This window comes from Micromonospora sp. LHW51205 (genome assembly GCF_003315815.1).
In the GTDB taxonomy this organism is placed as follows: domain Bacteria; phylum Actinomycetota; class Actinomycetes; order Mycobacteriales; family Micromonosporaceae; genus Micromonospora; species Micromonospora chalcea.
In genome coordinates this window covers 466,539-492,464 of record NZ_QMEZ01000001.1, presented here as the reverse complement: position 1 = coordinate 492,464, position 25,926 = coordinate 466,539, and the positions used below count along the sequence as shown (strand labels likewise).

The 25,926-nt window shown below is 73.5% G+C and carries 32 protein-coding genes; 13 read left to right on the top strand and 19 right to left on the bottom strand.

What is annotated here, in order from left to right; genetic code table 11:
• Positions 1-20: 20 nt before the first annotated feature.
• A complete protein-coding gene (locus tag DQE82_RS02220; protein WP_113971869.1) occupies positions 21-1,730 on the bottom strand; it encodes a Na+/H+ antiporter in 1,710 nt (569 codons plus the stop codon).
• Between the two features lie 67 nt (positions 1,731-1,797).
• Between DQE82_RS02220 and DQE82_RS02215 the strand changes: the two genes are divergently transcribed.
• Positions 1,798-2,535 carry a Clp protease N-terminal domain-containing protein gene (locus DQE82_RS02215; protein WP_043326103.1) on the top strand — a complete coding sequence of 246 codons (738 nt, stop codon included), beginning with the start codon at positions 1,798-1,800 and terminating at the stop codon, positions 2,533-2,535.
• 48 nt (positions 2,536-2,583) lie between these two features.
• On the opposite strand, the gene DQE82_RS02210 is transcribed toward DQE82_RS02215, so the two are convergent.
• The 4 genes from DQE82_RS02210 to DQE82_RS02195 form a co-directional block, all read right to left on the bottom strand.
• Positions 2,584-3,102 carry a hypothetical protein gene (locus DQE82_RS02210; RefSeq protein ID WP_043326101.1) on the bottom strand — a complete coding sequence of 173 codons (519 nt, stop codon included), beginning with the start codon at positions 3,100-3,102 and terminating at the stop codon, positions 2,584-2,586.
• 106 nt (positions 3,103-3,208) lie between these two features.
• Entirely contained in the window at positions 3,209-3,628 is a 420-nt protein-coding gene (locus DQE82_RS02205; RefSeq protein ID WP_043326099.1) for a PIN domain nuclease, read from the bottom strand.
• Complete coding sequence (locus tag DQE82_RS02200; RefSeq protein WP_043326097.1) at positions 3,628-3,885, bottom strand: type II toxin-antitoxin system VapB family antitoxin; 258 nt, start codon at positions 3,883-3,885, stop codon at positions 3,628-3,630. The genes DQE82_RS02205 and DQE82_RS02200 overlap by 1 nt, the downstream gene beginning before the upstream one ends.
• Before the next feature lie 63 nt (positions 3,886-3,948).
• Positions 3,949-4,134 (bottom strand): hypothetical protein, encoded by a 186-nt coding sequence (locus DQE82_RS02195; RefSeq protein ID WP_043330580.1) that lies wholly within the window; start codon positions 4,132-4,134, stop codon positions 3,949-3,951.
• Positions 4,135-4,363: 229 nt separating this feature from the next.
• Between DQE82_RS02195 and DQE82_RS02190 the strand changes: the two genes are divergently transcribed.
• Positions 4,364-5,029, top strand: a complete 666-nt coding sequence (locus DQE82_RS02190; RefSeq protein ID WP_113971868.1) for a GNAT family N-acetyltransferase — start codon at positions 4,364-4,366, stop codon at positions 5,027-5,029.
• Between the two features lie 174 nt (positions 5,030-5,203).
• On the opposite strand, the gene DQE82_RS02185 is transcribed toward DQE82_RS02190, so the two are convergent.
• The 4 genes from DQE82_RS02185 to DQE82_RS02170 all read right to left on the bottom strand — a co-directional run bounded on the left by DQE82_RS02185 (position 5,204) and on the right by DQE82_RS02170 (position 8,295).
• Positions 5,204-5,905, bottom strand: a complete 702-nt coding sequence (locus tag DQE82_RS02185; protein ID WP_043326093.1) for a TetR family transcriptional regulator — start codon at positions 5,903-5,905, stop codon at positions 5,204-5,206.
• A complete protein-coding gene (locus DQE82_RS02180) occupies positions 5,844-6,326 on the bottom strand; it encodes a thiol-disulfide oxidoreductase DCC family protein (RefSeq protein WP_043326091.1) in 483 nt (160 codons plus the stop codon). The genes DQE82_RS02185 and DQE82_RS02180 overlap by 62 nt, the downstream gene beginning before the upstream one ends.
• Entirely contained in the window at positions 6,323-6,760 is a 438-nt protein-coding gene (locus DQE82_RS02175) for a hypothetical protein (protein ID WP_043326089.1), read from the bottom strand. Before DQE82_RS02175 ends, DQE82_RS02180 begins: the two co-directional genes overlap by 4 nt.
• An 83-nt stretch (positions 6,761-6,843) precedes the next feature.
• Positions 6,844-8,295: a glycoside hydrolase family 3 protein gene (locus tag DQE82_RS02170; RefSeq protein WP_113971867.1), complete on the bottom strand. Its 1,452-nt coding sequence runs from the start codon at positions 8,293-8,295 to the stop codon at positions 6,844-6,846.
• A gap of 124 nt (positions 8,296-8,419) precedes the next feature.
• On the opposite strand from DQE82_RS02170, the gene DQE82_RS02165 reads away from it, so the two are divergent.
• Complete coding sequence (locus DQE82_RS02165; RefSeq protein ID WP_069087605.1) at positions 8,420-9,625, top strand: ROK family transcriptional regulator; 1,206 nt, start codon at positions 8,420-8,422, stop codon at positions 9,623-9,625.
• An 85-nt stretch (positions 9,626-9,710) separates the two neighbouring features.
• On the opposite strand, the gene DQE82_RS02160 is transcribed toward DQE82_RS02165, so the two are convergent.
• On the bottom strand, positions 9,711-10,721 hold the full coding sequence (locus DQE82_RS02160; RefSeq protein WP_043326085.1) for an ABC transporter permease subunit: 1,011 nt from the start codon (positions 10,719-10,721) through the stop codon (positions 9,711-9,713).
• Complete coding sequence (locus tag DQE82_RS02155) at positions 10,718-11,728, bottom strand: ABC transporter ATP-binding protein (protein ID WP_043326083.1); 1,011 nt, start codon at positions 11,726-11,728, stop codon at positions 10,718-10,720. Before DQE82_RS02155 ends, DQE82_RS02160 begins: the two co-directional genes overlap by 4 nt.
• A gap of 132 nt (positions 11,729-11,860) precedes the next feature.
• Here DQE82_RS02155 and DQE82_RS02150 point away from each other — a divergent pair, with 132 nt between their 5' ends.
• Both DQE82_RS02150 and DQE82_RS02145 read left to right on the top strand, forming a co-directional pair.
• Positions 11,861-12,700, top strand: coding sequence for an ABC transporter ATP-binding protein (locus DQE82_RS02150; RefSeq protein WP_064446967.1), 840 nt, complete (start codon positions 11,861-11,863; stop codon positions 12,698-12,700).
• Positions 12,701-12,717: 17 nt separating this feature from the next.
• Positions 12,718-13,614: a ribokinase gene (locus DQE82_RS02145; RefSeq protein WP_069087606.1), complete on the top strand. Its 897-nt coding sequence runs from the start codon at positions 12,718-12,720 to the stop codon at positions 13,612-13,614.
• Positions 13,615-13,659: 45 nt separating this feature from the next.
• Here DQE82_RS02145 and DQE82_RS02140 read toward each other — a convergent pair whose 3' ends face one another.
• Positions 13,660-14,424, bottom strand: a complete 765-nt coding sequence (locus DQE82_RS02140) for a hypothetical protein (RefSeq protein WP_064446969.1) — start codon at positions 14,422-14,424, stop codon at positions 13,660-13,662.
• Positions 14,425-14,894: 470 nt separating this feature from the next.
• On the opposite strand from DQE82_RS02140, the gene DQE82_RS02135 reads away from it, so the two are divergent.
• On the top strand, positions 14,895-15,995 hold the full coding sequence (locus tag DQE82_RS02135; RefSeq protein WP_233514564.1) for a dienelactone hydrolase: 1,101 nt from the start codon (positions 14,895-14,897) through the stop codon (positions 15,993-15,995).
• Positions 15,996-16,010: 15 nt separating this feature from the next.
• Here DQE82_RS02135 and DQE82_RS02130 read toward each other — a convergent pair whose 3' ends face one another.
• Positions 16,011-16,493, bottom strand: a complete 483-nt coding sequence (locus DQE82_RS02130) for a DUF6232 family protein (protein WP_064446971.1) — start codon at positions 16,491-16,493, stop codon at positions 16,011-16,013.
• Positions 16,494-16,551: 58 nt separating this feature from the next.
• Between DQE82_RS02130 and DQE82_RS02125 the strand changes: the two genes are divergently transcribed.
• The gene (locus DQE82_RS02125) at positions 16,552-16,983 is read left to right on the top strand and encodes a nuclear transport factor 2 family protein (RefSeq protein WP_113971866.1); all 432 of its coding nucleotides are present in this window, start codon (positions 16,552-16,554) and stop codon (positions 16,981-16,983) included.
• Here the strand turns inward: DQE82_RS02125 and DQE82_RS02120 are convergent.
• Positions 16,929-17,492, bottom strand: coding sequence for a DUF6232 family protein (locus tag DQE82_RS02120; RefSeq protein ID WP_043326076.1), 564 nt, complete (start codon positions 17,490-17,492; stop codon positions 16,929-16,931). The genes DQE82_RS02125 and DQE82_RS02120 overlap by 55 nt on opposite strands.
• Positions 17,493-17,623: 131 nt before the next feature.
• On the opposite strand from DQE82_RS02120, the gene DQE82_RS02115 reads away from it, so the two are divergent.
• Both DQE82_RS02115 and DQE82_RS02110 read left to right on the top strand, forming a co-directional pair.
• The gene (locus DQE82_RS02115) at positions 17,624-18,397 is read left to right on the top strand and encodes an enoyl-CoA hydratase-related protein (protein ID WP_043326074.1); all 774 of its coding nucleotides are present in this window, start codon (positions 17,624-17,626) and stop codon (positions 18,395-18,397) included.
• A 70-nt stretch (positions 18,398-18,467) separates the two neighbouring features.
• Positions 18,468-20,090, top strand: a complete 1,623-nt coding sequence (locus DQE82_RS02110; RefSeq protein WP_043326072.1) for an acetolactate synthase — start codon at positions 18,468-18,470, stop codon at positions 20,088-20,090.
• Between the two features lie 56 nt (positions 20,091-20,146).
• Here the strand turns inward: DQE82_RS02110 and DQE82_RS02105 are convergent, their stop codons facing one another.
• Genes DQE82_RS02105 through DQE82_RS02095 form a run of 3 tightly spaced genes read right to left on the bottom strand, consistent with a single transcriptional unit; the run spans position 20,147 to position 21,251 of the window.
• Positions 20,147-20,542, bottom strand: a complete 396-nt coding sequence (locus DQE82_RS02105) for a PLD nuclease N-terminal domain-containing protein (RefSeq protein WP_030500922.1) — start codon at positions 20,540-20,542, stop codon at positions 20,147-20,149.
• 26 nt (positions 20,543-20,568) lie between these two features.
• Positions 20,569-20,868, bottom strand: coding sequence for a DUF202 domain-containing protein (locus DQE82_RS02100; protein WP_030500921.1), 300 nt, complete (start codon positions 20,866-20,868; stop codon positions 20,569-20,571).
• A complete protein-coding gene (locus DQE82_RS02095; RefSeq protein WP_030500920.1) occupies positions 20,865-21,251 on the bottom strand; it encodes a YidH family protein in 387 nt (128 codons plus the stop codon). The genes DQE82_RS02100 and DQE82_RS02095 overlap by 4 nt, the downstream gene beginning before the upstream one ends.
• A 41-nt stretch (positions 21,252-21,292) precedes the next feature.
• Between DQE82_RS02095 and DQE82_RS02090 the strand changes: the two genes are divergently transcribed.
• The 4 genes from DQE82_RS02090 to DQE82_RS02075 all read left to right on the top strand — a co-directional run bounded on the left by DQE82_RS02090 (position 21,293) and on the right by DQE82_RS02075 (position 24,426).
• Entirely contained in the window at positions 21,293-22,090 is a 798-nt protein-coding gene (locus tag DQE82_RS02090; RefSeq protein ID WP_113971865.1) for a GNAT family N-acetyltransferase, read from the top strand.
• A 2-nt stretch (positions 22,091-22,092) separates the two neighbouring features.
• Complete coding sequence (locus tag DQE82_RS02085; protein ID WP_113972343.1) at positions 22,093-22,497, top strand: hypothetical protein; 405 nt, start codon at positions 22,093-22,095, stop codon at positions 22,495-22,497.
• Between the two features lie 177 nt (positions 22,498-22,674).
• Positions 22,675-23,454 carry an electron transfer flavoprotein subunit beta/FixA family protein gene (locus DQE82_RS02080; protein WP_069090197.1) on the top strand — a complete coding sequence of 260 codons (780 nt, stop codon included), beginning with the start codon at positions 22,675-22,677 and terminating at the stop codon, positions 23,452-23,454.
• A gap of 12 nt (positions 23,455-23,466) precedes the next feature.
• On the top strand, positions 23,467-24,426 hold the full coding sequence (locus DQE82_RS02075; protein ID WP_113971864.1) for an electron transfer flavoprotein subunit alpha/FixB family protein: 960 nt from the start codon (positions 23,467-23,469) through the stop codon (positions 24,424-24,426).
• 95 nt (positions 24,427-24,521) lie between these two features.
• On the opposite strand, the gene DQE82_RS02070 is transcribed toward DQE82_RS02075, so the two are convergent.
• Together DQE82_RS02070 and DQE82_RS02065 are read right to left on the bottom strand one after the other, a co-directional pair.
• Positions 24,522-25,295 (bottom strand): anti-sigma factor, encoded by a 774-nt coding sequence (locus tag DQE82_RS02070; RefSeq protein WP_064446974.1) that lies wholly within the window; start codon positions 25,293-25,295, stop codon positions 24,522-24,524.
• Positions 25,249-25,854: an RNA polymerase sigma factor gene (locus DQE82_RS02065; RefSeq protein ID WP_013284457.1), complete on the bottom strand. Its 606-nt coding sequence runs from the start codon at positions 25,852-25,854 to the stop codon at positions 25,249-25,251. The genes DQE82_RS02070 and DQE82_RS02065 overlap by 47 nt, the downstream gene beginning before the upstream one ends.
• Positions 25,855-25,926: the final 72 nt, after the last annotated feature.

The following is a 25,926-nucleotide window of genomic DNA, read 5'->3' as shown; positions in this document are numbered from 1 at the left end:
GGCGGGCGCCGGGCCCGTAGTCAGCTCGGCGCCCGTTTCGGCAGCAGCAGTTCCTCGTGGTCGAGTTCGCGTTCCAGCACGCGCAGTCCCTCGTCCGGCAGCCGGCCGGAGTCGCGCCACCGCAGCAACTCCTCGCGCTGTGCCTCCAGCGCGGTCCGGTGGACCCGCAGCGCCGTCTCGTACTCGGGTGAGGTGGGCAGCTCCGACGATCCGCTCTGCTGGAGCAGGTCGAGCCGCCCCCGGTAGCGGGCCAGCCGGGTCAGCAGTTGGGCGCGTGTGATGTCGACCGCCACCCGCGTGTCCGGTTCCTCGGCGGCGACGGTGTCGAGGCGGGCCAGGGCGGCCTCGACGGCGGCGGAGCGGGCCTCGTTGCGTACCCGGGCCTGGTCTGCCTCGTCGGCGCGCAGGCCGAGCATCCGCACGAGCGGCGCGAACGTCAGGCCCTGCCCGACCAGCGTCACCAGGACCACCACGAAGGTGCAGAACAGCAGCAGGTCGCGGTCGGGGAACGGGTCTCCGCTGTTGGTGGTGAGCGGCAGCGTGAAGATGGCGGCCAGACTGATCACGCCCCGGGTGCCGGACCAGCTCAGCGCCACCACCTCGCGTGCGGTCAGTCCGCGGGCGTTGCGGTCGGCTCGCCCGGTTCGCCGCGCCGCGCCGGGTGGGTCGGTGTCGTCCTGTTCGGCGACGCCGCCCAGCCGGGTGTGCAGCGACCGGGGGAGCCACTGGGTGAGGATCAGCCAGGCCGGGCGCAGGAGCAGGACCACGCCGACGGACACGGCGACGGCGACGGCGATGGTGGACGTCTCGTACTGGCGCAGGCCCCGCACGACGGCGGGGAGTTGCTGGCCGATGAGCAGGAAGACGAAGCCTTCGAGCAGGAAGTCGACGAGCCGCCACACGGCGTTGGTCTGGAGGCGGGCCGCCCCGGACCCGAACTGCGGCGTCTGGTGGCCGACGATCAGGCCGGCGACCACCACTGCGAGTACGCCGGAGACGTGCAGCGCCTCGCCGAGCAGGTACGCCACGAACGGTGTCGCGAGCGAGATGGCGTTGGACAGCAGCGGGTCCGCGGTGAGCGGCCGGACCAGCCGTTTGGCCCGGGCGACGACGACACCCACGGCGATTCCGCCGGCCGCCGCGAGCACGAACTGCCCGACCGCTGCGTGGAACGAGAATTCGCCGCCCACGGCGGCGGCCACCGCGACGCTGAGCATGGTCAGCGCGGTGGCGTCGTTCAGCAGCCCTTCGCCCTGGATGATCGTGACCATCTTCGGCGGCAGGTTGACCCGGCGGCCCACGGCCAGGGCGGCGACCGGGTCGGGCGGGGCGACGGCGGCGCCGACCGCGATGCCGGCGGCCAGGGTCGCGCCGGCGACGAACAGGTGGAACCCGACGCCGACGAGCAGTCCGGTGAGGAGCACCAGCAGCACCGAGAGGCTGACCACGATCCGCAGGTTGCGCCGGATGTCCAGCAGGGACGAGTCGAGCGCGGCGCTGTAGAGCAGCGGCGGCAGCACGACCATGAGCACGAGGTCGGGATCGAGGCCGATGTTGGGGCCGGGGAGCAGCGCGTACGCGATGCCGATGAGCGGCAGGAGCGCGGCGGCGGGCAGGCCGGTGCGGGAGGCCACCCACCGTACGGCGATGACGACCGCGACGGCGGCGAGCACGAACAGCAGTGTCGAATGGGTGCTCACCCCGGTCGACACTACCGGGATCGAGATCATCGCGCGATGGGAAAGGGGTCGTCAACCGAGGGTTGACGCATCCGTATCGTCAACCTATGGTTGACGCATGGAGGAGACGGAACCGCACAAGATGACCCACCCGGTACGCCTCGACGACCTCATCGACGGCATCAAGAAGGCACACACCGACGCGCTCGACCAACTGGCCGACGCCGTCCTCGTCGCCGACCACCTGGGCGACGTCGCCGATCACCTGATCGGGCACTTCGTCGACCAGGCGCGCCGCTCCGGCGCGTCGTGGACGGAGATCGGCCGCAGTATGGGCGTGAGCAAGCAGGCCGCCCAGAAGCGTTCCGCGGCCAAGGCGGAGACCGCCGCCGCGCTCGACCCGAACTCCGGGTTCGGCCGGTTCACCCCGCGCGCCCGCAACGTCGTGCTGGCCTCGCAGGAGGAGGCGCGGGCGGCCGGCAACGCCGAGATCACCCCGGGACACGTCGCGCTCGGGCTGCTCGCCGAGCCGGAAGGGCTGGCCGCCGCCGCGATCGTGGCGCAGGGCGTACCCCTGGAGCGGCTGCGGGAGGTCGTCACCGCGACGCTGCCGGCGAAGGCCGGCCAGGTCCCGGACCTGATCCCCTACGACGCGCGGGCCAAGAAGGTCCTGGAGCTGACGTTCCGGGAGGCGCTGCGGATGGGACACAACTACATCGGTACGGAGCACATCCTGCTCGCCCTGCTGGAGGAGGAGGGCGGCGACGGTGTGCTGACCGGACTCGGGCTGCGCAAGGACGCGCTGGAGTCGGCGTTCGAGGCGGCGCTGGCCGAGATCACCCGAAAAGGGGCCTGACACCGGGCCGGGCACGCGCCACGGGGGCGCGTGCCCGGCCCGCGTGTGTCAGTCGGCGGTGGGGAACCCGTAGCGGGCCGCGTGCTCCGGGTCGGCCGGGTCGACCTGGCGGATGCCGGCGTCGGCGAGGCGCTTGTTCACCTCGTCCAGGCGTTCCCGGACCAGCCGGGCCTCCTCCTCGGTGACGCGGCCGCGGTGCGGGCGCCCGGCGTGCTCGATGGTGCCGTAGTCGATCTTCTCGGTGGCGCGGCGTGCCTTGGGCGGCTTGACCCGCTCGGCGGTACGCAGCAGTTGCGCCATCGGCACGTCGGTGGCCATCGCGTCGAACTCGCTGGCGGTCAGCACCACCCGGCGCGGCTCGCCGTGGCCGTGCCGGTCGTGGATCTCCACCACCGCGACGTCCAGTGCCGCGTCGTCGATGCTCTCCACGTCGACCGGGGTGGCGTCCAGTTGCACGGGCCCGGCGACCAGGTCCGGGTGCTCCAGTACGACGACCTTGACCACCTCGTCGTCGGCGCTCAGCACCTGGCCGGTGAAGTCGGAGACGTGGATCGTCTTCTTGCCCATGCGCGGAGCTTCTCCTGTCGTAGGCCGGAAATCGGACCACAAGACGCTACCGCACAGGTGTGCGAAGACCGGTGCGCCGCCGGCCGGTGTGTCGCCGCCCGCGTTCCTAGAGGCTGCCTTTCGGGGCGACCCACTCGGTGGGCTGGTGGGTGAGCGCGGCGATCCGGTCGTAGTCGGCGTCGTAGTGCAGCACCGTGGCACCGTGCAGCTCGGCGGTCGCCGCGATGATCAGATCAGGCAGCCGAAAGTTGCGGTGCTGGCTCTCGGCGGCCAGTAGGCGGTGCACCGCCATGGCGCGGTCCATCGCCTCGGCGGTGACATCCAGCCAGCGGTGTCCCCGGAGCGCCTGCCACAGGATCTCGTATCCCTTCGGTGTGGGGGCGTTGTTCAGATATTCCAGCGAGGTCATCTGGCACGCGGCGAGGCGCCCTTCTGCCAGCAGCGTCTCGAAGCGCTTCCGGACGGCCTGGTGCCGAGCCTGAAGCACGTACACCGACGTGTCCGCCAGGTAGACCTGGCCGGCCATCAGGCCGCGGCCTCGCCGTCGCGGGCGTCCTCGGCGAGCCGGCTCAAGTCGCGCCCACCGCCGTAACGCCAGCCCTCGTCCGACTCGGCGAAGTCCATCTCGACCTGATCGAACGCGGCGACGATCTCCTTCGCCTGCCGCCGGACGGCGAAGGCGTGCAACGCGGCGTTGATGGTGGCGACCTTGGTGTCGGTGCCCAGCACCTCGCGGGCGGACTCCAGCCACTCATCGTTGACGTCCACCGTGATGCGGGTCATGCGTTCGACCGTACACCAGGAAGTGCTGGATCTGCGCACCAAGCTGCGCTTGAAATTGGTGCGTCAGGCGGCCGCCGACCCGCGCCAGGCGGCGGCGCCCGATGGTTGCGTGTTCAGCTCGGCCCAGGAGAGCCCCCGGCTGCGGGCTTCGCGGTACGCCCGCTGCGCCGGGAAGCGTCCGGCGTCGCCGGCGGCCCGCCAGCTCCGCTCCGGGTCCTGCTGGAATCGGTCATTCGGTTCGTGAGGCATGACCACTACCGTCCCAGAAAAACTTGTCCATGTATGGAAATGAATATGACGCAGGGTCGATGCCTCGGGTTCCCGTGAAGCGTCAAATTCCTGCGGCCCTCCGCCGGACCACACATCGTCATCCGTCGCTGGCGTGCCGCCCCACTACCCATCCGCCGCGGGTCTCAACCCCGGTGGGATCAGTTGATTACGCGAGCACGGGCGGTCCGGCCCGGCGTACCATGATCACGTGCTCGACCGGCGGGTCTTCCTCCATCTGGCGACCTGGCTGGGACAGTGGCCGGCGGGCCCGGGACTGCACGTGGTGCGGTCCCACCGCCGCGCCCGTCCGGCCTGGGACGGCCGCCTGCGCCCGGCCCTCGCGGTGACCGCCCACGGCAGCACCGTCCTCTCGGTCGCCGTCGATCGGGTGGAGGCGGTCCGGGCGCTGGTCCGGGGACGGCCGCCCGGCGAGTGGCTGCCCGCCCTCCCGGCGGCGGTCGGCACGCCCGACTTCATCTCGCACACGTCCGTCTTCCGCTGGTGCGCCGACCCGGCGCCGCTGCCCGAGGTGGGGGAGTGGGTGCCGCCCACGCTGCCCGGGCTGCCGCCGTGGCTGCGGCTGTTCGACCGGGAGGTGCTCGTGGTCCGGGGCGCCGACGGCGCGTACCGGGCCGGGGTGGGGATCAAGCGGCACGACTCGTACGGGCACGAGCTGGCGGTGGGCACGGTGCCGGCCGCGCGCGGGCGCGGCCTGGCCCGGCGGCTGGTCGCGCAGGCGGCGCGCCGGGTGCTGGACGAGGGAGCGATCCCCACCTACCTGCACGACCCGGGCAACGCGGCGTCCGGCCGGGTGGCCGAGGCGGCCGGGTTCCCGGATCGCGGCTTCACCGCGTTCGGCGTGTTCCCCCGCTGAGCCGGCCCGGCTCGGCGCGGACCGTGGATCCCGGGCCGGATCCACGGTCCGCAGCTCTCCCCCAGGCCCCGACACCGGTAACGCTATGTGTATTACCGACCGTGAACAAGGGGTGTGTTGCTGTCCGGTTGCGGACTCTCACCTGCGAAATCGCTGGCAGGTGCGCGGGCGAGGTCAGTGACGCAGCGTATGGATGAGGGCGAGCGCCTGCCGGGTGGCCGGCCGCAGCACGCGCAGCCGGGACAGCCCCACCAGCCGGTCCACGAGCGGCACCACGCCGTCGATGAGCTGGCGGGTCTTGACCTGCCCGTCCGAGCGGTCGTGCACCCAGTAGAGCACCACACCCATGTAGCCGAGCCAGAGCAGCTCGGGCAGCGCCTCGCGCAGCTCGTCGTCGAGCTTGACGGTGGATCCGGTGAGGGCCTCGCGGAACAGCGCTATCGACATGTCCCGCGGCTCCGACGACTCGGCGGAGAACGGGCTGAGCGGCGAGGTCGGCTCGGCCGCCGTCTTGAAGAAGGCGCCCGCGAACGCGTGGTACGGGCTCAGCACGTCGATGCCCGCGTGCAGCACCCCGGCCAGCCGCGCGGCGAACTCCCGCTCCCGGGCGAGCACCGGGCCGGCCGCCTCCCGGTGATCGCGCTGGGTGCCCGCGTAGAACTCCTGGACCAGGTGCTCCTTGGAGCCGAAGTAGTAGTAGGCGTTGCCCACCGCCACGCCGGCCTCCTGGGCGACCGCCCGCATGGTGGTGCGCGCGTACCCGCGCTCGCGGAACAGCCGCATCGCGGTGTCCAGGATCAACTGGCGGGTCTGCTCACCCCGGGCCGTCGACCCCTGCCCACCCGCAGCGGTCGTCGGCGCACTCTGCTCGGTCATCGTCGTCACCGTATCCCGGTTCCCGGATCCGTTCGCGGACCGCGGAGGCCGCCGCCACCACCCGCCGGGCCAGCGGCAGCAGGTGCGGGCGGGCCAGCCGCTCGGCCGTACCCCGATGCTCGGCGAGCGCCCAGAGGCAGGCGAACCAGGCGCCGTCGCCGCTGTAGACCGCGCCCGTGTCGGCCACCACCGTCAGGTCCCGCAACGTCGCGTCGTGGTCGAGGCCGGGGAAGCGCCGCCGGGCCTCGGCGGACCCGGCCGGCACGAACTCCAGGGGTACGAGCTGGGGCCGCGAGGCGAGCCACCGCCGGGCGCCCCGGCACATCGGGCAGCCCGCGTCGAACAGGACGGTGAACCCGCGGATCCCACCGGCCCCGTGCCCGGTGGGATCCGACGGGCGCCCGCCCGGGGCGGACGTCACCGGGCCGGCGGGTTCGGGCCGCCTGCCGGTACGGGCCCACCCTGCGGCGGGAGGATACGGACCGGCGGCAGCGGCGGGTGGGTGGCCTGCTGCCGCAGGCGGCCGCGCCGGTAGCGGCCGAGCGCGAAGACGTTGAAGAAGTGCAGCGCGCCCAGTACCAGCAGGACCAGGCCCACCTTCATGGAGAGCTGCTCCAGCGCCTGGCTGGTGTCGCCGACCGGGCCGGACTCCTTCATTGCCACCGTGACGTAGCCGAGGTTGAGCAGGTAGAAGCCGACCACGAGCAGGCTGTTGACCGCCTCGGCCAGCCGGCTGTCGGCGAACACGTCCTGCAGGAACACCAGCCCGTTGCGGGACAGTGCCCGGGCCACCCAGATGGTCAGACCGATGCTGACCGCCAGGTAAGCCAGGTACATCCAGACCTTCACGTCCATCCCCGTCGCCTCTCTTGAACGTGTTCAAATCAAGGACGCCCTGAGCGTACGACAGATTTTGAACGTGTTCAAGGGTGATGCGGTCAGCCGGTCAGGCCCAGCGTCTGCGCGGCGGCGCGGCCGTTGGCGTGGCTGGCGCCGTGGGTGGCGACGAACGCGCGCGCGCCAGCCGGCCGCCACGCGCCCGGCCAGCCCATCTCGACCACTGTCACCTGATGCGTGGCGGCCAGCGCCTCGACCAGCTCCCGCGCGCCGGGCAGCCGGTGCAGGTGCCGCCCGACCAGCACGACCGGCCGGTCCCCGGCGAGCCGCCGCAGCTTCTCCGGGTCGGTCTCGCCCGCCACCGCGCGGGCCTGCTCGATCCCGGCGGCCAGGTGCGGGCCGAGCCCCCACGGCACCCGCCCCTCGGCGACGGTGGAGGTGGCGTGCACCTGCACCACCAGGGGTGCGGCGGCGCGGGTGAGGTCGCCCTCGACCCGTACCGCCCGCAGCGCGGCGGCGTAGCCGAGGCCGTCGGTGGCGGGCGGCGGGGCGTCGGCGGGGCCGGTGGCGGCGAGCGTGGCGGTCCGGCCGGCCGCCTCCTCGACCCGCTCGCGCGCCAGCCGCCCGTCGCCGATCGCCGCGACGATCTCGGCGGCGACCGACTCGACCAGCTCGGCGTCGACCCGGGCGCCGATGCAGAGCAGGTCCGCGCCGGCCGCCAGCGCCCGGACCGCGCCCGTGCCGACCCCGCCGGCGGCGAGCACCGCGCCCTTCATCTCCAGCGCGTCGGTGACTACCGCGCCGGTGAAGCCGTACTCGACGCGCAGCAGGTCGTGCAGGACCGCGCGGCTGAACGTGGCCGGGCCGTCGCCGGTCAGCGCCGGCACCCGGATGTGCGCGGTCATCACCGCGCGGACGCCCGCGTCGACCACCGCGGCGAACGGCGGCAGGTCCCGTTCCCGCAGGACGGCCGGCGGCACGTCGACTGTGGGCAGCTCGTGGTGGGAGTCGGCGACTGTGGCGCCGTGCCCGGGGAAGTGCTTGGCGCAGGCGGCCACGCCCGTCGACTGGAGGCCGGCGACGGCGGCGGCCGAGTGGACCGCCACCCGCTTCGGGTCGGCGCCGAACGAGCGGGTGCCGATGACCGGGTTCTCGTCGGCGGTGTTCACGTCGACGGTGGGCGCCAGGTCGAGCGTGACGCCGAGCGCGGCCAGCTCGGCGCCGATCGCCGCGTACACCTCGCGGGTCAGCGCGGGGTCGTCGACGGCGCCGAGCGCGGCGTTGCCCGGGTACGGGCTGCCGGTGGCGTGGGCCAGCCGGGTGACGTCGCCGCCCTCCTCGTCGATCGCGACGATCACGTCGGGGCGGCCGGCGCGCAGCGCCGCCGTGGACGCCGCGACCTGGGCCGGGTCGTGGATGTTGGTGCCGAACAGGGTGTGCCCGGCGAGCCCGTCGGCGAGCAGGTCGACCGCCCAGTCCGGCGGGACCGGACCCGGGTACGCGGCCAGCAGCGTGCCCAGCGCGAGCCGCCGGAGTCCTGGATCCTGACCCACGAGTATCCCCTTTCCCTGCCGGGTCGTCCGACCTTCGCGGATCGGGGCGGCCGATACGCTAACGGACGCCCCTCGGCAGGCGTTTTGTGGTTAGAAAACTTTACTGAAAATTGAGGACGACGGCATGAGTGCGACCCGGCTGCCCGGTACCCCCCGACTCCTGCGGGCGCTCAACGATCGTGCGGCGCTGGAGCTGCTGCTCGAACGCGGCCCGCTGACCCGGGCCCGGATCGGTGAGCTGACCGGGCTGTCCAAGGTCACCGCGTCCCAGCTCGTCGAACGGCTGGAGGAGCGCGGCCTGGTCGCCCGGGTCGGCGAGCAGGCCGGCGGGCGGGGCCCGAACGCCCAGCTCTACGCCGTCCGGCCGGGCAGCGCGTACGTGGTGGGCGTGGACGTCGGCGCGGAGCGGGTGGTGGCGGCCTGCGCCGACATCACCGGCACGGTGGCCGGCCGGGTCGAGCAGTCCACGAAGGACACCGACGACCCGGTCGGGGTGGTGCACAACGCGGTGGTCCAGGCGGCCAGCAGCGCCGGGGCGGAGCTGTCCGCCGTCCGGCGCGTCGTGCTCGGCACCCCCGGCCTGGTGGACCCGCAGACCGGTGACATCACCTTCGCGTTCAACCTGCCGCGCTGGCACAGCGGCCTGCTCGCCGCGCTGCGCGAGGACCTGGACACCCCGGTCGTGTTCGAGAACGACGTGAACCTCGCCGCGGTGGCCGAGGCGCAGTCCGGCGCGGCCCAGGGCACTTCCGACTTCGTGCTGGTCTGGGTGGACGCCGGCGTCGGCCTGGCGATCATGCTGGGCGGGCGGCTGCACCACGGCAGCAGCGGCGCGGCCGGCGAGATCGGCTACCTGCCGGTGCCCGGCGCGCCCATCCCGCGCGACGTGTCCAAGCGGGCCAAGCCGGCATTCCAGCAGCTCGTCGGCGCCGACGCGGTACGCGCGGTGGCTGCCGAGCACGGCTTCGCCACCCCCAAGGCGGCGGAGCAGGGCGTCGCGGCGGCCCGGGCGGCCGAGGTGGTACGCGCGGCGATCGCGGCCGGCACCGCCGGTGGGCCGATGCTGGACGAGCTGGCCCGCCGGCTGGCGCTCGGCGTGGCGAGTACCTGCGTGGTGCTGGACCCGCCGCTGGTGGTGCTCGCCGGCGCGGTCGGGCAGGCGGGCGGGGCGGCGCTGGCCGAGCGGGTGCAGCACGAGGTCGCCGCGATCACGCTCGTCCGGCCCCGGGTGGTGACCACCGGGCTGACCGAGGAGCCGATCCTGCGCGGCGCGCTGCGTACCGCGCTGGACGCGGTGCGCGACGAGGTGTTCGGCTCGACGGTCGGCTGACCGCGTCGTGCGCCCTGACGCCATGTGAAGGAATCCTTCATCATGGCGTCAGGGTTTGCAAGGAGTTGCCGGGCCTGCCCTTCCGTCACATGAGGTCGCGGCGGCGGAACACCGTGAACGCCGCGGCCACGAGCGCGCCGGTGAGCCCGAGCAGCACCACCAGACCCGACGGCCAGGTCACCGTGTACGAGCCGTCGCAGTAGCCGGAGATCCCGGGGCCGCAGGCGTTGCCGTCCCAGAGCCGCACCTCACCGGAGAGCCAGGCCGCCAGATAGCTGGACAGCATGTACCGGTCCGGCCGGCCCACCTGGAGGATCTGGAACACCAGCCGCGCCCCCAGCTCCCACACCACCACGTACGCGGCCACCGCGCCGAGCGCCGCCGACGTCAGCCGGCCCAGCGTGGCGACGGCGAAGCCGAGCGCCGCGGCGAGCAGCACCAGCACCAGGCCGCGCCCCCAGATCGCGGCGAGCGACGGCCAGAAGTCGCCACCGGTCCGCCCCACCAGACCGGACGCCTGGCCGATCAACCAGAACGCCCCGAGGTACGCCACCGAGGCCAGCACCGACAGGCCGACCAGCCCGCCCAGCAGGGTGCCCAGCTTCGCGGCGAGCACCGTCGACCGCCGGGGCCGCCACAGCAGCAGGTTGACCACCCCGCCCGAGTTCAGGTCGGCCCCGATGTACGAGGCGCCGACCAGGAACCCGAACAGCGTCAGGAACGCGATCAGGAAGTAGAGCAGCGGCTCGGCCTCCTTGGCGAAGACGAAGACACCGCTGAGGTAGTCGGCCGCGGTCGGCAGCTCGTCGAGCTGGGCCGGGTCGATCTGGGCGCAGTCGCGCGGCAGGTAGTCGTTCTCGGCCGGCGGGAGCGAGCCCTCCCGGATCCGCAGGCAGCGGTCGTACGTCATCTCCATCTCGCGGACGCTCTCCGCCGCCTGCGCCTGCGCGCGGCTCAGCTCCGCCGGGCTGGGCCGGTGCGAACCGGCGAGCGTGGTCACCACCGTCACCGCGAAGGCGGCAGCCAGCAGCACCACCATGAGCTGCACGAAGCGCCGGGCGGCCAGCCGCTCCAGCTCGGCACGGACCAGGTTCACGCGTCCACCTCCCGGCTCTCCCGGACGTCGAGGTCGATCACTCCGTCGCTCGGCGGCGCGCCGTCGACCTGCCGCGGCACCTCCACGCCCATGTGCTCGTGGTCGCCGGTCAGTTCCAGGAAGACGCTTTCCAGGTCCGGCCGCAGCGGGACCAGCTCGCGCACCCACACGCCCTGCTCGCCGAGCGTCCGGCTGATCGTCTCCGGATCCTCCACGCCGGTCACCACCAGGTGGTCCGGCCCGGCCGTCACCGACAGACCGGCCCGGCCCAGCAGGTCACCGGCCTGCTCCGGGTCGGCCACCCGCACCCGCCACTGGTGCTGGTCGAAGCCGGCCAGCACCTCCTCCACCGGCCCGTACGCGACCCGCCGCCCCCGGCTGACGATCGTCACGTGGTCGCAGATCAACTGGATCTCGGCCAGGATGTGGCTGGAGAGCAGCACCGTCACCCCGGCCTCGGCGAGCGATCGGGTCAGGTCGCGCATCTCCCGGATGCCGGCCGGGTCCAGCCCGTTCGCCGGCTCGTCCAGGATCAGCAGCTCCGGGTTCTTCAGCAGGGCCGAGGCGACCGCCAGCCGCTGCTTCATGCCCAGCGAGTAACCCTTGACCCGCTCGTGGCCCCGGTCCCGCAGCCCGACCTGCTCCAGCACCTCGTCCACCCGGACGGTCGGCACGCCACCGGCCACGGCCAGCAGCCGCAGCGTCCGGTGCGCGGTGAAGTTGGCGAAGAACTGCGGGCTCTCCACGATCGCGCCGACCCGGCCGGCCACGTCCGGCAGGCGCTCGGGTGAATCGGCGCCCAGCACGCGCATCCGCCCGGCGTCCGGCCGGACCAGCCCGAGCAGCGCACGCAGCGTGGTGGTCTTGCCGGACCCGTTCGGCCCCAGGAAACCGTGCACCTGACCCGCCTCGACCAGCATGTCGAAGCCGTCGACGGCGACCCGCCGCCCCTGGCGCAGCGAGTGGAACGTCTTGCGGAGGCCGGCGATCTCGATGACCGCGCTCATCAGCGCGCCTTCCGGCAGCGGTCGGGCATGGGTGTCCTTCCGGAAGCGGTGACCAACGACACGGCGCCCCACCCTATGGTGGCGACGCCTCCCGTGGGGGGCACCGTGCCGGATGCGTGATTGGATGGTGCGGTGACTGGTGACCTGATCCCCGGCGCCCCGGGCGCCCCCGCCCCCTCGACCGTGGACGCGGATCTGGTGGTCAGCCTCGACGGGGTCGGCGTCAAGCGTTCCGGCACGGCGCTGGTGCACGACGTCGACTGGCGGGTCGAGCTGGACGAACGGTGGGTGGTGCTCGGGCCGAACGGCGCGGGCAAGACGACACTGCTCAACCTGGCCTCCGGCCGGCTGTACCCGACCAACGGCGTCGCCCACGTGCTCGGCGAGCGCATCGGCCGCACCGACGTCAACGAGCTGCGTACCCGCATCGGCCTGTCCACCGCGACGCTCGCCGAGCGGATCCCCGCCGACGAGCGCGTCACCGACGTGGTGGTGACCGCCGCCTGGTCGGTGGTGGGCCGCTGGCGGGAGAGCTACGACCGCACCGACGAGGCGCGCGCCGCCGCGCTGCTGCGCCAGCTCGGTGTCGGGCACCTCGCCGACCGCGCGTACGGCACGCTGTCCGAGGGCGAGCGCAAGCGGGTGCAGATCGCCCGCGCCCTGATGACCGACCCGGAGCTGCTGCTGCTCGACGAGCCGGCCGCCGGGCTCGACCTGGGCGCGCGCGAGGACCTGGTGGCCCGGCTGGCCGAGCTGGCGTACGACCCGGACGCGCCCGCGATGGTGCTGGTCACCCACCACGTCGAGGAGATCCCGCCGGGCTTCACGCACGCGCTGCTGCTGCGCGAGGGCGGCGTGGTGGCGCAGGGCCTGCTCGGCGACGTGCTCACCGCCGACAACTTGTCGAAGACGTTCGGCCTGCCGCTGGTGGTCACGCGGTCCGGCGACCGCTGGGCCGCCCGCGCCGCCTGAGCGACGGGACGGACACCGTGCCGCAGACCCGGATCGCCGTCGTCGGCAGCGCCAACATGGACCTGGTCGGCATCGGCGCCGCGCTGCCCCGGCCGGGTGAGACGGTGCTGGGCAGCGACTTCGTCATGCTGCCCGGCGGCAAGGGCGCCAACCAGGCCGTCGCCGCGGTACGCGCCGGCGCCTCCTGCGTCTTCCTCGGCGCGATCGGCTCGGACTCGTTCGGCGTGACGCTGCGGGCCCGGATGACAGCGGCCGGCGTGGACACCGGGCACCTGCGCGTGGTCTACGGCCCGTCCGGCGTCGCCCTGGTCATGGTCGGCGGCGCGGGGGAGAACGCCATCCTGGTCACGCCGGGCGCGAACGCCGCCTTCACGTCGCCGACCGCCGACGAGCTTTCCGCCGTACGCGATGCGGACGTGCTGGTCGCGCAGCTGGAGGTGCCGGTCGAGACGGTGACCGAGGCGGCGCTCGCGGCCCGTTCGGCGGGCACCCGGGTGGTGCTCAACGCCGCGCCGGCCCGGCCGGTGCCGGCCGAGCTGCTGGCGGCCACCGACCTGCTCGTGGTGAACGAGCCGGAGGCGCAGGCGCTGACCGGTCGCGGCCGGGACGAGCCGGCGGCGCTGCTGGATCTGGTGCCCCGGGCGGTGCTCACGCTCGGCGGCGACGGCGCCTGGTACGTCGACCGGGAGCGACCGGCGACGCACGTGCCGGCGGTGCCGGTGGACGTGGTCGACTCGACCGCCGCCGGCGACGCGTTCACCGCGGCGCTCGCCGTGGCCTGGGGTGAGGGGCGGGACCTGGCCGACGCGGTGCGCTGGGCGGCGGCCGCCGGTGCGGCGTGCGTACGCAAGCTCGGCGCCTCGGTGGCGCTGCCGCACCGCGCGGAGATCGACGAGCTGTTCGCCGACTGTTAAGAAGGGCCCCTTTCACTACCGGAGGCGTTAACAAGGGGCCCTTCCTTACACCTCGTCGGTGAGGCGTTCGCCGCGGCGGCGCAGCATGCCGAGCCCGGGGATGCCGGCGACCGCGAGCTTGAGGTCGCGGGTGACGTCCAGCAGGTCGTGCAGGTCCGGGCCGACCCGGTCCAGCGTGGCCAGGATCGGCAGCACGTCCGAGGTGAGGTGGTCCTTGAGCTTCGGCAACTCGTCCACGAGACGGATCGCTGCGGTCACCTCCTCCGGGCTGAGCTGCTCCACGAAACGCGCCGCCATCGGTGCGGCCCGGCGCAGCGTCGACTCGTACGCGGCCAGCAGCTCGTTCGCGACGCCGGTGGCCTTCTCGGCGGTGGCGAGGGTGCCCGCCGCCCGCGCGGTCACCGTCTCCGCCTCGGTGACCACACCGGCCGCGCTGCGGGCCACCCGGTCCGCCTCGCCGACCACGGTGGCCGCCGCCGCGGAGACCCGCTGCGCCTCGCCGACCACCACCGTCGCGGCGGCGGCCACCTCGGTCGCCGTGTCGATCGCCGCGGTCGCGGCGGCACTGATCACCGCCACCTCGCGGACCGCCGTCTCGGCGTCGGCCAGCACCCGGTCGGTGCGGTCGAGCGTGCCCTCGATCCGGTCCACCACTCCGTCGATCCGCCGGACCAGCGCCTCCACCTGGTCGAGGACGGCGAAGGCGCGAGCGGGTACCGAGGCCATCGTGGCGGCGGAGCCGAGCGCCTGGTCCACTGCGGTACGGGTGAGGCCGAGCAGGGCGCCGGGCCGGGGAAGAGGGATCGCCATGGCATCCAGTGTGCGGCGTCGCGGCCAGTGCCGCCCGGCGGCAGCCGGGCGGCGAAGGTCACGCCGGGCCGCCGACGCGGCGTAGGGTGCCGGCATGCCCACCCCCGGCCCGGCGTCGCGGCGAACGCTCGCCTGCGGCGTGGTCGCGCTGCTCGCCGTCGTCCTCGGCGTCCTGCTCCTGGTCCGCGCCGACGCCGGGCTGAGCACCGCGCGGGCGACGGTGGCCGGGGTGCCGCTGACCGAGGTACGTGCCGACGGCGGGGCCGGTGACCTGCGGCCCGGGGTGGTGATCGCGCACGGCTTCGCCGGGTCGGCCCGGCTGATGCGGCCGCTGGCCGACTCGGTGGCCCGCCAGGGCGGCGTCGCGGTGCTGCTGGACTTCGCCGGGCACGGCGCCAGCGGGTCCCGGCTGCCCGCGGGCCGGGCGGGACGAGGAACGTGCCCGGGCGCGGCTGCGGCACGACCTGGACGTGGCGGTCGGGTGGCTGCGCGGGCGTCCCGGCGTCGACAGGGACCGGATCGTCCTGGTCGGGCACTCGATGGGCGCCGGCGCTGTCGTCCGGTACGCGGTGGCGCATCCGGAGATCGACCGGACGGTGGCGATCTCGCTGCCCGACGGCGGTGACGTGCCGGCCGGCTGGCCGGGGAACCTGACGCTGGTGGTGGGCGGGCTGGAGTTCGCCGGCTTCCGCCAGGCCGTCGACGAGGCGACCCGGGACGCGCCACCGGGTTCCCGGACGCGGGTGGTGGCGCCCGGCGTCGAGCACGTGTCGGTGCTGTTCGCGCCGCGTACCCACGCCGCGGTGCTCGACGCGCTCCCGGGCCGTACCGGCGGGCCGGAGCCGTCCCCGCTGACCCGGCCGGGCGGCGCCGGGCTGCTGCTGGCCGGGCTCGCGCTGGGTTTCGTGCCGCTTGCGGCCCTGCTGCCGCGCCGGACGCGGCCGGGCGCGGGCGGTCCGCGTACCGGCTGGTGGCTGGCCGCGACGGTGCCGGCGGCCGGGCTGGGCGCGGTGTTCGCCGCGCTGCTGCCGACCACCCGCCTGCCGCTCGCCGTGGGGGGATACGTCGCCGTGTTCCTGCTGCTCACCGGCGTGCTGCTGGCCGCCGCGGCACGCTACGCGCGCCCCGGTGGGACACCGCCGACCGCGAGCGGCGTCCGGTCCGCGGTGGTCGCTGTCGCGTTCCTCGGGTACGCGGTGCTCGCGGTCGCGCTGCCGCTTCATCTCGGGCTCACCTCGACCGTGCCGGTCGGGGCCCGGTGGTGGCTGCTGCCCCTGGTGGCGTTCTGCTGCCTGGTGTTCCTGCTCGGCGCCGAGCGGCTCGCGGGCGGCGACGGCCTCCGCTACGCGGCCACCGGCGGCATCGCCGTGCTGGTGCTGGCCGCCGCGGCGGTGCTCGGCCTGGCGCCCGGGTTCGTGCTGCTGGTGGTGCCGCTGTTCGCCGCGCTGGTGGCCTGGCAGGCGGCCTGGGCCGCGGTGTTGCGCCGCCGGGCCGCGCCGTGGTGGCTGGCGCCGCTGCTCGGGGCGGTGCTGCTGGCCTGGCCGATCGCGACCACGCTGCCGCTGGCCTGACCGGCGCCGGTCGGCTCAGCGCCGGTCGGTCTGCTGTTCCACGGCGCGTTGCACGGCCCGGTAGATCTGCCCGAACCGCAGCGCGTCGGGCGTGCGGACCAGCATCGTCTCCCGGCCGTGGTGCTGCACCCACAGTTCGTGCACCCGGTTGCCGCGCTCGTAGGAGCGGTCCAGCCAGCCGAGTGGCACCTCCAGGAACGGAGTGAGCGCCAGGCCGATCACCACGAACGCGGCCAGGATGATCAGGGCCAGTTTCCACTCGCCGCGGTCCTGCGCCGACCAGGCGAGGGAGAGCACGCAGACCACGGCGACGAGTGGTGGCAGCGACAGCAGCAGGACCAGCACCCCGCGTCCCAGCACCCGTCCCCGGACCGCGAGGGTGGTGGCGCCGCGCTCGTGCCAGACGTACGTGACGTCGGCGAGCGCGACGACCCGACCACCCGCGTGGATCGCGTCCGAGGTGACCTGCACCGCGTCGTCCCGGTAATAGAGGGCCATGAATCAGCCTAACCGCGTGTGTCGACACCGGACGGTCGAGCGTCGGTAGGGTGACGGTATGGCGGACCGGAACGGGGCCGGAACCGGCGGCGACGAGCAGGCGCGCAACGTCGAGGTGGTCAAGCGCTACCTGCGAACCTTCGTGACGAAGGACCTGACCGAGCTGGCCGAGGTGGTCGACGAGGACGTGGAGATCTACGGTTCCGGCGTGGCGGTACGCGGTCGCCGCTATCCGGAGGCCACCGTCTCCTCGCCCGGCCTGACCGTGCTCGACCAGGAGATCCAGGAGATCTTCGCGGCCGGGGACCGGGTGGTGGTGTCGCTGGCGCAGACGTACCGGCGGGACGCGACAGGGGCGACCACCGTGCAGAGCGCCTGCAAGATGTACCGCCTGGCCGGCGGCCGGATCGTCCAGTTCTGGGGCGAGCAGGACACCTACGGCCTGTTGCGCGGGCTGGGCCTGCTGCCGGACGAGCCGATCACGTTCTGACCCGTCGCGGCAGGACCGGTCGCGGCAGGGTCGGCCGCGGGACGACCGGGCGCGGCCGGCAGGCTCTCCATGGCCCGCTGCACCGCCCGGTAGATCTGGCCGAAGCGCATCGCGTCCCGGGTGTGCAGCAGCCGCACCGGACGACCCCGCCAGTCGGCCCACATCTCCATCTCCCGGCTGCCCCGGGCGTAGGAGCGGTCCAGGTACTCGAAGAGGAAGTCGGCCACCGGCCCGACGGCCAGGCCGATCAGCACCGAGATCCCGACGATGGCGATGGTGACCACCGCCGAGCGTTGCAGCCACACGGCCAGCCCGATGCCCAGCACGGCGGTGACCAGCGGCCCGGCGATCGCGGCCCCGATCGCGCCGCGCCCGGCGAGCACCCGCCACGAGCGTTCGCCCCGCCGGTGCCACACCGTGGTGAGTTCGGCGAGCGGGTAGGTGCGCCCGTCCACCCGTACCGTGGTGGAGGTGACCTGGACGGACCGGTCGTCGAAGTAGGTGATCATGACCTCACTCCCGGTGGCGGGGCGGCGGCGACTCCGGCGGCTACCTGGGGAGTCGCCGACACCACACTGTCTACCCCAACGAGGCGAGCCGTAAGGTTGGCACGCGACTTCGACGAGGAAGTGAGGGCAGCGTGGGCGAGTTCGTCAAGCTGGAATCCAAGGACGGCATCGGCACCATCCGGCTGGAGCGGCCGCCGATGAACGCGCTCAACACCCAGGTGCAGGAGGAGTTGCGCGCCGCCGCTGCGGCGGCCACCGCCGACGCCGAGGTCCGCGCCGTCATCGTGTACGGCGGCGAGAAGGTCTTCGCGGCCGGCGCGGACATCAAGGAGATGGCCGACATGTCCTACGTGGACATGGCGGAGCGCGCGGCCGACCTGTCCAGCGCGCTCGGCGCGATCTCCCGTATCCCGAAGCCGGTCGTGGCCGCGATCACCGGGTACGCGCTCGGCGGCGGCTGCGAGCTGGCGCTGGCCTGCGACTGGCGGATCGTGGCCGAGGACGCCAAGCTCGGCCAGCCGGAGATCAAGCTCGGCATCATCCCGGGCGCGGGCGGCACGCAGCGGCTGGCCCGCCTGGTCGGCCCGGCCCGCGCCAAGGACCTGATCATGACGGGTCGGATGGTCGACGCCGCCGAGGCGCTGCGGATCGGCCTGGCCGACCAGGTGGTGCCGGCCGCGGAGGTCTACGACGCCGCGGTGGCGTACGTGAAGCCGTTCCTGACCGGGCCGGCGCAGGCGCTGCGGGCGGCGAAGGCGGCCGTCGACGCGGGTCTGGACATGGACCTCACCTCGGGCCTGGCCTGGGAGAGTCAGCTCTTCGCGGCGCTGTTCGCCACCGACGACCGGCGCGAGGGCATGACCGCGTTCGTGGAGAAGCGCAAGCCGGGCTTCACCGGCCGCTGACGCGAGAGCTGTTCACATCTGCTGTACCGGCCAGTAACGTGACCCCGGTCGGTCGATGAAGGGGAATGGCATGACGGAACGGGTCGAGGGCCACGGCGGCGATCTGGCGCTCGCGGCACTGCGCGCGCACGGCGTACGGGAGATGTTCACGCTCTCCGGCGGGCACGTCTTCCCGCTCTACGACGCCGCCCACAAGGCGGGCTTCCCCCTCTACGACGTGCGGCACGAGCAGTCCGCCGTGTTCGCCGCCGAGGCGGTGGCCAAGCTCCAGCGCCGCCCCGGCCTGGCCGTGCTCACCGCCGGCCCCGGCGTCACCAACGGCGTCTCCGGCCTGACCAGCGCGTTCTTCAACGCCTCGCCGGTGCTGGTGCTCGGCGGGCGGGCCCCGCAGTTCCGCTGGGGCTCGGGCAGCCTCCAGGAGATGGACCACCTGCCGCTGGTCGCGCCGGTGACCAAGCACGCCGAGACGGTGTTCAGCGCCGACGACATCCCGCGCGCGGTGTCGGCGGCGCTGACCACCGCGCTCACCCCGCACCGCGGCCCGGTGTTCCTGGACTTCCCGCTGGAGGCGGTCTTCTCGGTCGGTGACGCCGACCTGCCGGCGGTCACGCCGCCGGCACCGATCGAGCCGGACCCGGACGAGGTCGCGAAGGCGGCCCGCCTGATCGCCGGCGCGTCCCGGCCGGTGATCATCGCCGGCTCCGACGTGTACGCGGGCGACGCCGTCGAGGCGCTGCGTGCCGCCGCCGAGTCGCTGCGGGTGCCGGTGTTCACGAACGGGATGGGCCGGGGCGCGCTGCCGCCGGAGCACCCGCTCGCGTTCGCCAAGGCCCGCCGGGTCGCGCTCAAGGGCGCCGACGTGGTCGTGGTGATCGGCACCCCGCTGGACTTCCGGCTCTCCTTCGGCGACTTCGGCGACGCCCAGGTGGTGCACGTGGTGGACGCGCCCAGCCAGCGGGCCGGGCACGTGCAGCCGGCCGCCGCGCCCGCCGGTGACCTGCGGCTGATCCTCGGCGCGTTCGCCGACCACACCGGTGACCGGGCCGACCACGCCGACTGGATCGCCGAGCTGCGTACCGCCGAGGACGCGGCGAAGGCCCGCGACGCCGAGGAGATGGCCGCCGAGAGCGACCCGATCCGCCCGGCCCGGATCTACGGCGAGCTGCGCAAGGTGCTCGCCCCGGACGCCGTCACCATCGGCGACGGCGGCGACTTCGTGTCGTACGCCGGGCGCTACCTGGAGCCGGCCCAGCCCGGCACCTGGCTCGACCCCGGCCCGTACGGGTGCCTCGGCACCGGCATGGGCTACGCGATGGGCGCCCGGATCAGCCACCCGGACCGGCAGATCTGCGTGCTGATGGGCGACGGCGCGGCCGGCTTCTCGCTGATGGACGTGGAGTCGCTGGTCCGGCAGAAGCTGCCGGTGGTGATCGTGGTCGGCAACAACGGCATCTGGGGGCTGGAGAAGCACCCGATGCGGGCGATGTACGGCTACGACGTGGCCGCCGACCTCCAGCCCGGGCTGCGCTACGACAAGGTGGTCGAGGCGCTCGGCGGCGGGGGCGAGACGGTGGAGAAGGCGGCCGACCTCGGGCCCGCGCTGGGGCGCGCGTTCGACTCGGGCGTGCCGTACCTGGTGAACGTGCTGACCGACCCGGCTGACGCGTACCCCCGGTCGTCGAACCTGGCCTGACCGCGGCGCGTGCGGGGCCGTCCGCCGGGTGACCGGCGGGCGGCCCGCGGCGCGTGTCAGACCTCGGGGCGGTCCCGGTCGTCCGGGCGGCGCAGCTCCTCCTCGCGGCGGCGCAGGTCCTCCTCCCACAGCCGCAGCCGTTCCTGGTCCTCGCGGCGGGACCGCTCGTCGAGCGAGGCGAGGAACTCCGGGTCGTCGTCCGGGGCGAGCGGGCGACCGGCCGGGGCGGCGGGCCGGGCCGCGCCGGTGACGCCGGTGGTTCCGGCCGGGCGCTCGCGGCCCACCAGGAACCAGGCGATCGAGCCGACCAGCGGGAAGAACAGAATGATCAGCACCCAGATCATCCGGGGCAGCGCCTTGACCTTCTCCTCGTCGGCGGAGAGGCAACTGATCAGCGCGACGACCGCGAGGACGATCTGAACCAGGAAGAGCAGCACGTAGAGGCGGGCCATGCCCCATGATGGCTCACCCGCGCACGTCAGCGCACCCCGCCCAGCACGTGCGCCACGCCGAGCACCGCAAGTCCGGCCGCCCCGATCGCGGTCAGCGGCACCGACCAGCTGTCGAACCGCCGCGGCCCTGCGCCGGTGGCCCGGTGCCACGTCACCACGAGCACGGCGAGCCAGACCAGGAGCGCTGCTCCGGTCAGCAGCGCGTCGAGGACCCGGCCGGTGAACGCCAGCCGGAGCTGCAGCAGCAGCACCGCGGTCAGCGTGAGCAGCGTCCGCCGCCAGGCCAGCCGGGTGCGTTCGGGTTGCAGGCCGGGGTCGCGGGTCATCCCGCGCCACCCAGCAGCACGGCGGCCACCAGCAGCAGCGCGCCGATCGCGACGATCAGCGCCAGCACGGCCGGGAAGCGGGACGCGGGCAGTTCCTCGTCCAGCCGCATGGCCCGTTCGGTGCGCGCCCAGTGGTCGACCGCCCGGATCGAGACGGTCGCGCCGAGCAGCAGCAGCGCGATCGCGAGCGCCTCGCGCAGGTGGGCCAGGCGCAGCGGCGGGAGGAACTGCGCCGCGGCGAGCCCGCCCGCCACCAGCGCCAGGCCGGTACGCAGCCAGGCCAGGAACGTCCGTTCGTTCGCCAGCGAGAAGCGGTAGTCCGGCGGGTTGCCGACCGAACGCAGCTCACGCGGGTCGAACCAGTTCTTGATCGACTCCCACACGCTGCCGATTATCCGCTTTGCCCCGCGCCTAGCCTGGGGGGATGACCGATCTTGACGCGCGTGAGCTGCGCGCCGCCTACGACGCACAGATCCGACCGGAGCTGCCGGACCCGCTGCCGGACGGGGTGACGGTGGAGCGCGACGGCCCGCTGTTCCGCGTGCTCGGCCTCGACCACCGTGGCTTCCTCACCTACCGGACGCTGGACGGCCTGGCCGGCGCCGAGCTGGACGCGCTGATCGCCCGGCAGGTCGAGGTCTTCCGGGCCCGGGGCGAGTCGGTCGAGTGGAAGCTCGCCGGTCACGACGAGCCGGCCGACCTGGGCGACCGACTGCGCGCCGCCGGCTTCGTGCCGGAGGACCAGGAGACCGTGGTGGTCGGGCCGGTCGCGCCGCTCGCCGCCGCCGTCCCGGTGCTCCCCGAGGGGGTACGCCTGCGCGAGGTCACCAGCCGGGCCGACCTGGAGCCCATCGCCGCCATGGAGGAGGAGGTCTGGCGGGAGGACCGCAGCCACCTGGTGTACGGGCTGGCCCGGGAGATCGAGGCCGATCCGCAGTCGATCACGATCGTGGTGGCCGAGGCCGGGGAGACGGTGGTCAGCGCCGGCTGGATCCGCTACCAGCGCGGCACCGGCTTCGCCAGCCTCTGGGGCGGCTCGACGCTGCCGCAGTGGCGCAAGAAGGGCATCTACCGGGCGCTCGTGGCGTACCGGGCGCGGCTGGCGCAGCAGCGCGGCAAGACGCTGCTGCAGGTGGACTGCTCGCCGGACAGCCGGCCCATCCTGGAGCGGCTCGGACTCGTTGCGGTCACCACCTCCACGCCGTACGTCTACACTCCGTGATCATGGAACGGTTGACGGCGGACGAGCGGCTCATCCTGAAGACCGGTGCGTTCGGCGCGGTCTTCCTGGTCTCCAACGCCGTACCCGGGGTGCTGGCGATGGTGCGGGAGAGCTTCGCCGCCTCCGGCGCGCTCGCCGAGGTGGGGGGCGTGGTCAAGGAGGCGCTCACCACCGGCCCGCTGCCGCAGCTGCCCCGGGACTCGGCCCTGGAGGTCGAGTCCGTGGTGCTGCCCGCGCTGGGCCGGTCGATGGAGATCCTCCGGGCCAAGTCGCCCGCCGACGCCGAGACGTACCGGTCGGTGGTGCTGGCCGCCGCGGAGCGGGTGGCGCAGGCGCACCGGGGGATCGAGCCCGCCGAAGCGGCGGCGATCGAGAAGATCACGCAGGCGCTGGCCGGATCGGTCTGATGCCGGTGACCTGCGTCACTGCGGGCGGCCGGGGCCGTCATGCTACTTGCGGGTAACATTGCGCTCGTGGGGAAGTGCACAGCTGCCCGCGGTTGACCCACGTTCCGTCACGCGGGAGGCTGCGCCCGTGACCGGGCGAGTGATCGCTACACCAAACAGGAGGGTCGTCGAAGCGCGATGAATATCGTCGTACTCGTCAAGCAGGTGCCTGATTCGGGCGCGGACCGCAGCCTGCGTTCTGACGACAACACCGTCGACCGCGGTTCGGCGAACAACGTCATCAATGAGATGGACGAGTACGCCATCGAAGAGGCGTTGAAGATCAAGGAAGCGCATGGTGGTGAGGTCACCATCCTGACGATGGGTCCGGACCGGGCGACCGAGTCGATCCGTAAGGCGCTGTCGATGGGCCCGGACAAGGCCGTGCATGTGGTGGACGACGCCCTGCACGGTTCCTGCGCGGTGGCCACCTCGAAGGTGCTCGCCGCGGCGCTCGGGCAGTTGGGCGCCGATCTGGTCCTGTGCGGTGCGGAGTCGACCGACGGCCGGGTGCAGGTGATGCCGCACATGATCGCCGAGCGGCTGGGTGTGGCCGCGCTGACCGGCGCGCGGAAGCTGACCGTGGACGGGTCGGCCCTGACGGTGGAGCGGCAGACTGAGGAGGGCTACGAGGTGGTGACCGCCTCGACCCCGGCTGTGGTCTCCGTGTGGGACACGATCAACGAGCCGCGGTACCCGTCGTTCAAGGGCATCATGGCGGCCAAGAAGAAGCCGGTGCAGACGCTCTCCCTGGCCGATGTGGGCGTGGCCGCGGCGGAGGTGGGCTTCGACGGCGCCACCAGCGCGGTGGTGGAGCACTCGAAGCGGCCGCCGCGTTCCGGCGGGGAGAAGATCACTGACGAGGGCGACGGCGGCGTGAAGCTGGTCGAGTTCCTCGCCTCCGAGAAGTTCGTGTGAGAGGTCGCTGACATGTCTGAGGTTCTCGTCGTCGTCGAAGCCACGAAGGAATTCGGCGTCAAGAAGGTCACCCTGGAGATGCTCACCCTCGCCCGCGAGCTGGGCACCCCGAGCGCGGTCGTCCTCGGTGGCGCCGGCGCCGCCGAGGCGCTGAGCGCCAAGCTCGGCGAGTACGGCGCGGAGAAGATCTACGCGGCCGAGGGTGAGGAGATCGACGGCTACCTGGTGGCCCCGAAGGCGACTGTGGTCGCCGACCTCGTCGCGCGGGTGCAGCCGGCGGCGGTGCTGCTGGCGTCGTCGCAGGAGGGCAAGGAGATCGCCGCCCGCCTCGCGGTCAAGCTGGACAACGGCATCCTGACCGACGTGGTCGGCCTGGCCGCCGACGGCACCGCCACCCAGGTGGCGTTCGCCGGCTCCACCATCGTCAAGTCCAAGGTCACCAAGGGCCTGCCGCTGGTCACCGTCCGGCCGAACTCGCTCAACCCGGCCCCGGCCGCCGCCACCCCGGCGGTCGAGCAGCTCACCGTGTCGGTCACCGACACCGACAAGCTCGCCAAGGTCGTGGAGCGGGTCGCCGAGCAGAAGGGCTCCCGCCCCGAGCTGACCGAGGCGTCCGTGGTGGTGTCCGGCGGGCGGGGTGTCGGTAACGCGGACAACTTCAAGCTGGTCGAGGAGATGGCCGACCTGCTCGGCGGCGCGGTCGGCGCGTCCCGCGCGGCAGTCGACTCCGGCTACTACCCGCACCAGTTCCAGGTCGGCCAGACCGGCAAGACCGTCTCTCCGCAGCTGTATGTCGCCCTCGGTATCTCCGGGGCGATCCAGCACCGGGCCGGCATGCAAACCTCGAAGACCATCGTCGCGGTCAACAAGGACGCCGAAGCGCCGATCTTCGAACTCGCCGACTACGGCGTGGTCGGCGACCTGTTCAAGGTCGTCCCCCAGGCCGCCGAGGAGATCCGCAAGCGCAAGTGAGCGTCGCGTGAAAAGGCCGCCGCCCGGTGCACCGGGCGGCGGCCTTTCTCGTAGGGAGCTGATCGGCGGGCCGGGGAGCTGAGCCGGCCCGCCGATCAGCCCGTCAGGGTGCCCCTCAGCAGGCTGTCGCCGGAGTGGCCGGGCTTGTTGTCGTACTGCTCCGCGCTGACGTCGACAACGGTGTAGGTGCGCAGGTCGACGTTCGGGGGGATCGGCAGCAGCGCGTCCCCCGAACCGTTGCTCAGCGTACCCACGGAGAACATCTTCATCGTGTTCGGATCGATCAGCCAGACCTCGTAGTACCCCGGAACGCTCGGGAGATTCGCCACGTGCAGATGCAATCGATTGTCACCGAGCACCCGGGCGTCGCCGGAGGCGTCCTTCGGCGTCGAGCCGAACGCGGCGAGCGGCGCGCTGGCCACCACCGGCGGGTCGGGGTCGGCCGGCTCGCCACCGCCGCCGCCGAGCACCGCGGCCGTGCCGGCCACGCCGATCACCGCGGCGGCGGTGGCGGTGACCGCCGTGGTCGCCCACCCCGGCCAGCGCCGGCTCCGCCGCGGACGACGTGCCACCACGGGTACGGCAGCCGGCTCCACCGGGTCGGCCGGGCGCGGCAGGCGCCGCTCGGTCAACGCCGGCAGCTCCTCGGCGGCCCGGATCTCGGCCACGATGCCCTGCCAGATGTGCTCCGGCGGGTCGGGCAGCTCCGCCAGGCCCTGCGTGCCCGCGCCGAGCCCGGCGACGTGCTGGAGCGTCTCCATCTCGCCCCGGCAGTGGTCGCAGGTGCCCAGATGGGTGGCCTCGCCGTCAGCCGCCTCGCTCTCACCGAGCGCCAGAAAGACCAGCCGGTCGTGGTCCAGGTGCTGCACCGTCCACCTCCCATCTGCGTTTCAGGCTCTGCATGCCGCGTCTGATGTGACTCTTGACGGTGCCGAGCGGCACTCCGGTCACCGCCGCGATCTGCTGATGTGTCAGGTCGTCGTAGAACGCCAGCTCCAGCATCCGGCGCTGTTCGTCGGGGAGCCGGGCCAGCTCGTCGGCGACCACCAGCCGGTCGACCACCGTGTCCGGGTCGGGGCCGGTGGAGACCGGTTCCGGCAGTTGCTTCACCGTCTCGACCACCCGGGTCTCCCGGGCCGAGGCCCGGATCCGGTCGACCACCTTGCGCCGCCCGATTCCGAGCAGCCAGCCGACCAGTGAGCCTTTCGCCGGGTCGAACGTCTCCCGGCCGAGCCAGGCGGCGACGAACGTCGCCTGGGTCACGTCCTCGGCGTCACTGCGGTTCACGAGCGTCGTGGTGGCCAGGTGCAGCACCGCCCGCCCGTACCTGTCGTACGCCTCTCGCAGGGCCGCCTCGTCGCCGTCGCGGAACCGGGTGGCGAGGTCGTCCTCGCCCGGCGGTTCGGGGCCCTGCCTGGCCGCCGTCACCGGGCGGCTCGCCTTCCGTGGGGCATGCCCGACTGTAACTCCCACAGCCCCCGCCCCACTCTCCCGGTGTGT

Excerpts from the sequence above, each read along its gene's own strand:
- DQE82_RS02100 (WP_030500921.1), bottom strand. The coding sequence starts at position 20,868 with ATGACCCGCGACCCCGGCCTGCAACCCGAACGCACCCGGCTGGCCTGG.
- DQE82_RS02090 (WP_113971865.1), top strand. The coding sequence starts at position 21,293 with ATGACCGATCTTGACGCGCGTGAGCTGCGCGCCGCCTACGACGCACAG.
- DQE82_RS02155 (WP_043326083.1), bottom strand. The coding sequence starts at position 11,728 with ATGAGCGCGGTCATCGAGATCGCCGGCCTCCGCAAGACGTTCCACTCG.
- DQE82_RS02165 (WP_069087605.1), top strand. The coding sequence starts at position 8,420 with ATGAGTGCGACCCGGCTGCCCGGTACCCCCCGACTCCTGCGGGCGCTC.
- DQE82_RS02080 (WP_069090197.1), top strand. The coding sequence starts at position 22,675 with ATGAATATCGTCGTACTCGTCAAGCAGGTGCCTGATTCGGGCGCGGAC.
- DQE82_RS02140 (WP_064446969.1), bottom strand. The coding sequence starts at position 14,424 with ATGGCGATCCCTCTTCCCCGGCCCGGCGCCCTGCTCGGCCTCACCCGT.
- DQE82_RS02120 (WP_043326076.1), bottom strand. The coding sequence starts at position 17,492 with ATGATCACCTACTTCGACGACCGGTCCGTCCAGGTCACCTCCACCACG.
- DQE82_RS02130 (WP_064446971.1), bottom strand. The coding sequence starts at position 16,493 with ATGGCCCTCTATTACCGGGACGACGCGGTGCAGGTCACCTCGGACGCG.
- DQE82_RS02125 (WP_113971866.1), top strand. The coding sequence starts at position 16,552 with ATGGCGGACCGGAACGGGGCCGGAACCGGCGGCGACGAGCAGGCGCGC.
- DQE82_RS02200 (WP_043326097.1), bottom strand. The coding sequence starts at position 3,885 with ATGACCCGCATCACGGTGGACGTCAACGATGAGTGGCTGGAGTCCGCC.
- DQE82_RS02210 (WP_043326101.1), bottom strand. The coding sequence starts at position 3,102 with ATGGGCAAGAAGACGATCCACGTCTCCGACTTCACCGGCCAGGTGCTG.
- DQE82_RS02105 (WP_030500922.1), bottom strand. The coding sequence starts at position 20,542 with ATGGCCCGCCTCTACGTGCTGCTCTTCCTGGTTCAGATCGTCCTCGCG.
- DQE82_RS02195 (WP_043330580.1), bottom strand. The coding sequence starts at position 4,134 with ATGCCTCACGAACCGAATGACCGATTCCAGCAGGACCCGGAGCGGAGC.
- DQE82_RS02075 (WP_113971864.1), top strand. The coding sequence starts at position 23,467 with ATGTCTGAGGTTCTCGTCGTCGTCGAAGCCACGAAGGAATTCGGCGTC.
- DQE82_RS02185 (WP_043326093.1), bottom strand. The coding sequence starts at position 5,905 with ATGACCGAGCAGAGTGCGCCGACGACCGCTGCGGGTGGGCAGGGGTCG.
- DQE82_RS02205 (WP_043326099.1), bottom strand. The coding sequence starts at position 3,628 with ATGGCCGGCCAGGTCTACCTGGCGGACACGTCGGTGTACGTGCTTCAG.
- DQE82_RS02215 (WP_043326103.1), top strand. The coding sequence starts at position 1,798 with ATGGAGGAGACGGAACCGCACAAGATGACCCACCCGGTACGCCTCGAC.
- DQE82_RS02175 (WP_043326089.1), bottom strand. The coding sequence starts at position 6,760 with ATGGACGTGAAGGTCTGGATGTACCTGGCTTACCTGGCGGTCAGCATC.
- DQE82_RS02085 (WP_113972343.1), top strand. The coding sequence starts at position 22,093 with ATGGAACGGTTGACGGCGGACGAGCGGCTCATCCTGAAGACCGGTGCG.
- DQE82_RS02220 (WP_113971869.1), bottom strand. The coding sequence starts at position 1,730 with ATGATCTCGATCCCGGTAGTGTCGACCGGGGTGAGCACCCATTCGACA.
- DQE82_RS02110 (WP_043326072.1), top strand. The coding sequence starts at position 18,468 with ATGACGGAACGGGTCGAGGGCCACGGCGGCGATCTGGCGCTCGCGGCA.